General features: G+C 65.5%; 4 protein-coding genes and 1 pseudogene. 3 read left to right on the top strand and 2 right to left on the bottom strand.

All coding sequences use genetic code 11. The features are described from left to right. A pseudogene (locus EOD07_RS38685) lies at nt 1-114 on the bottom strand (recombinase XerC); the annotation flags it as partial. Between the two features lie 98 nt (nt 115-212). Here EOD07_RS38685 and rimM point away from each other — a divergent pair. Both rimM and trmD read left to right on the top strand, forming a co-directional pair. Further along, nucleotides 213-812, top strand: a complete 600-nt coding sequence (rimM, locus tag EOD07_RS27445) for a ribosome maturation factor RimM (protein WP_127237625.1) — start codon at nt 213-215, stop codon at nt 810-812. Beyond that, nucleotides 809-1,492 (top strand): tRNA (guanosine(37)-N1)-methyltransferase TrmD, encoded by a 684-nt coding sequence (gene trmD / locus EOD07_RS27450; protein WP_127237626.1) that lies wholly within the window; start codon nt 809-811, stop codon nt 1,490-1,492. Before rimM ends, trmD begins: the two co-directional genes overlap by 4 nt. A 98-nt stretch (nt 1,493-1,590) precedes the next feature. On the opposite strand, the gene EOD07_RS27455 is transcribed toward trmD, so the two are convergent. Then, on the bottom strand, nt 1,591-2,343 hold the full coding sequence (locus EOD07_RS27455; protein ID WP_127237627.1) for a sulfite exporter TauE/SafE family protein: 753 nt from the start codon (nt 2,341-2,343) through the stop codon (nt 1,591-1,593). A 343-nt stretch (nt 2,344-2,686) separates the two neighbouring features. Here EOD07_RS27455 and rplS point away from each other — a divergent pair, with 343 nt between their 5' ends. Next, entirely contained in the window at nt 2,687-3,208 is a 522-nt protein-coding gene (gene rplS / locus EOD07_RS27460; protein ID WP_040987802.1) for a 50S ribosomal protein L19, read from the top strand. Nucleotides 3,209-3,412 lie beyond the last annotated feature (204 nt).

The raw sequence follows: 3,412 nt of genomic DNA on the forward strand, positions 1-3,412 counted from the left end.
CTCATAGGCCTCGACGGTCTCCGGCGACAGCCGGCGCTCATGGGCGAGCGTCTTCAGCCATGTTTCGCGCGCCGCCTGGAGATCGGGTTTCGCCGGGATGAGGAATTCCTGCATGATGGCATTTTCAGGCACCCGGGTTAGGAAGCGGTGAAGAGGCCGTCATTGAAATGACCACAGGACGGCGCTAGAGCAGGGCAAAGGAAGCGCCGCCGATGTCGAAGCTCGAAAACCCCGTACAGATGGCCGTGATCGGTGCCGCGCACGGCATCAAGGGCGAATTGCGGGTGAAGACCTTCACCGGCGATCCGCTGGCGCTGGCCGATTACGGCCCGCTCTTTGCCAAGGATGGCCGCGCCTTCCAGATCCTGGACATCAGGCCGGCGGGCACCGTCGTGGTCGTGCGCTTCAAGGGCGTCAGTGACCGCAACGCGGCCGAGGCGCTGGCGGGGACGGAGCTTTTCGTCGACCGCTCGGTGCTGCCCGACGACGGCGAGGAGGACGAGTTCTATCACGCCGATCTCATCGGTCTCGATGTGAGAGACGACACCGGCGTCATCGGCAAGGTCGTCGCCGTGCATAATTTCGGTGGCGGCGACATACTCGACGTCACGCTTGCCGGCCGCAAGGGCGTGCTGATCCCGTTCACGCAGGCCGCGGTGCCGCATGTCTCGATCGCCGACGGTTTCGTCGAGGTCGATCCGCTGGCGGCCGGCCTTGTCGAGGATGAGGAAGATGGCGCTGCGCCTGGCCGTTCCGGCTTCGACCCCAAGGGTCGGCCGCGCGGACCGAAGGATGCCGGGGGCAACCGTTGAGCTTTGCCGCTTCGGTGCTGACGCTCTATCCGGAGATGTTTCCGGGCGCGCTCGGCCTGTCGCTGGCCGGCCGCGCGCTGGAAGCCGGCACGTGGTCGCTGGAGGCGATCCAGATCCGCGATTTCGCCACCGACAGGCACCGCACCGTCGACGACACGCCGGCCGGCGGCGGCGCCGGCATGGTGATGCGCGCCGATGTGCTGGCAAGGGCCATCGACCACGCCTCGCCGCCGGGCGACGGGCGTCCAAGGCTGCTGATGAGCCCGCGCGGAAAACCGCTGACGCAAGCGCGCGTGCGGGAGCTTGCGGCCGGACCGGGCGCGGTCATCCTGTGCGGCCGTTTCGAAGGCGTCGACCAGCGGCTGATCGAGGCGCGAGGATTAGAGGAAGTTTCAGTCGGCGACTTCATCCTGTCGGGCGGCGAGCCGGCCGCGCTCGTGCTGCTGGATGCCGTGGTGCGGCTTTTGCCCGGCGTCATGGGCAATGCGGTGTCCGGCGAGGAAGAGAGTTTCGAGAACGGCCTGCTCGAGCATCCGCACTATACGCGGCCGCAGGAATTCGAGGGCAGGCCGATCCCGGATGTGCTGATTTCCGGCAACCACAAGAAGATTGCCGAATGGCGGCGCGCGGAGGCCGAGAAGCTCACGCGTGAGCGGCGGCCGGACCTGCTCTCGCCTTAGATCGTGATGGCGTTTCGTTGAATCGCCCTCACGATCTAACTCTTTGTTGGAGCATGATCTTTCTCCGAAAACCGGTTCCCGCTTTTCGGGATCATGCTCTAGCCCTTGGTGAAGTAGTAGAACGCCAGGAGCAGGCCGACGGCGACGACGAAGCCGCGCACGACAGCCTGCGGCACGCGCTTGGCGATCCAGACGCCGGCATAGCCGCCAAGTGCTACGCCCGGGATCATGACGATCGCCTGCGGCCAGGCGACGACGCCTCCGGAGACGAAGACCAGGATAGCGACGACCGCGATCACGATCGACAGCATGTTCTTCAGCGCGTTGAGCCGGTGGTAGTCGCCGGCTTGCGTCAGGCCGAGGGTGGCCAGCATCATCACGCCCATGCCGGCGCCGAAGAAGCCGCCATAGACCGCGGTCGCGAATTGAACGAGCGAACCGGCAAGCGAGCCGACCGAGGCCTGGTGCCCGGGCCCCGCCGCGGGCTTCAGCCACGGCCCGGCGGCGAACAGGGCGGTGGCGGCGATCAGCAGCCAGGGCACGAGGGCGCGGAAGGACGGGTTGGAGAGCGCGAGCAGGATGAGCGAGCCGGCCAGCGCGCCGAGCGCGGAAATCAGGCAAAGCAGCAGGGCGCCGCGCCAGAAATGCCGGATATCGGTCCAATAGGCGAGCGTCGAGGTGATATAGCCCGGCAGCTGCGTCACCGAGGAGGTGGCGTTGGCGACGATCGGCGGCAGGCCTACCAGCGTCATGGCGCCGAACGTGAGGAAAGTGCCGCCGCCGGCAACCGCATTGGCGGCGCCTGAGGCAAAACCCGCGAAGAAAAGCAGGACGGCATCGAAAAAACTCATTTCCCCGCTTAGAAAGCTTCCGAGGCGAGCGCAACCCGGCACGGCGTCAATGTCATGGGGCCATCGAGCGCAAAAATGTGCCTGAAGGCCCTTTTTGGATGTATGCCGTCATCCCAGAACCGCCCACACTTCCGGGCGACATGCATTAGGGCGTGACAAAGCGCGGAAATAGCTGTATGTCGCCGCCCGAACCGGAAGAACGATCTTCTGGACCCGTCAACAAGTGCGGTGTAGCCGTCCCTGCCCGATGTTTCGACAAAGGGCATAGCCGAGCGGTCATTGGAACTGCAAGGCGAGCTGAGGACGCTCTGACTGTCGGAAGAACAAGAAGTGGATTTTTGAGATGGATCTCATCCGTCAGCTCGAGGCCGAACAGGCCGCCAAGATCGAAGCCAAGCGCAAGCTGCCCGAATTCCAGCCGGGCGACACCGTGCGCGTCCAGGTGCGCGTCACCGAAGGCAGCCGCACCCGTGTCCAGGCCTATGAGGGCGTCGTCATCGCCCGCGCCGGCTCCGGCTTCCAGGAGAATTTCACCGTCCGCAAGATTTCCTACGGCGAAGGCGTCGAGCGCGTGTTCCCGGTCTACTCGCCGATGGTCGAGGGCGTCGAGATCGTGCGCCGCGGCAAGGTGCGCCGCGCCAAGCTCTATTACCTGCGCGACCGTCGCGGCAAGTCGGCCCGCATTTCTGAAAACACCGGCGTGCGCGCCCGCAAGCTGAACGATGAAGAGCGCGACGCGCTGAACGCCGAGCGCGCCCGCATCGAGGCCGAGAAGGTCGCCGCCGCCCAGGCGCTGGCCGCCGAGACGGCCGCCAAGGAAGCCGCCGAGAAGAAGGCCGCCGCCGAGGCTGCTTCGGCCGAATAAGGTTTTGGCGAAACGGGTTTGGAAAAGGCGGCTTCGGCCGCCTTTTTTCGTTTTTGGGGAAGAGCCCATCCCTCCGGCTCCTGATCGGTCAGTTTCCTATCCCACCTGCGTTCGCGCACCGCCTTGAGGATTGGCTGAAACGTCTAAGCTTCGTCATCCACGGGCGGAGCAAGGAGCGTAGCGACGCAGCGCAGACCCGAGGAT

The organism is Mesorhizobium sp. M2C.T.Ca.TU.002.02.1.1 (genome assembly GCF_003997225.1).

Coding starts and splice junctions, on each gene's coding strand:
- rimM (WP_127237625.1), top strand. CDS start 213: ATGTCGAAGCTCGAAAACCCCGTACAGATGGCCGTGATCGGTGCCGCG.
- EOD07_RS27455 (WP_127237627.1), bottom strand. CDS start 2,343: ATGAGTTTTTTCGATGCCGTCCTGCTTTTCTTCGCGGGTTTTGCCTCA.
- rplS (WP_040987802.1), top strand. CDS start 2,687: ATGGATCTCATCCGTCAGCTCGAGGCCGAACAGGCCGCCAAGATCGAA.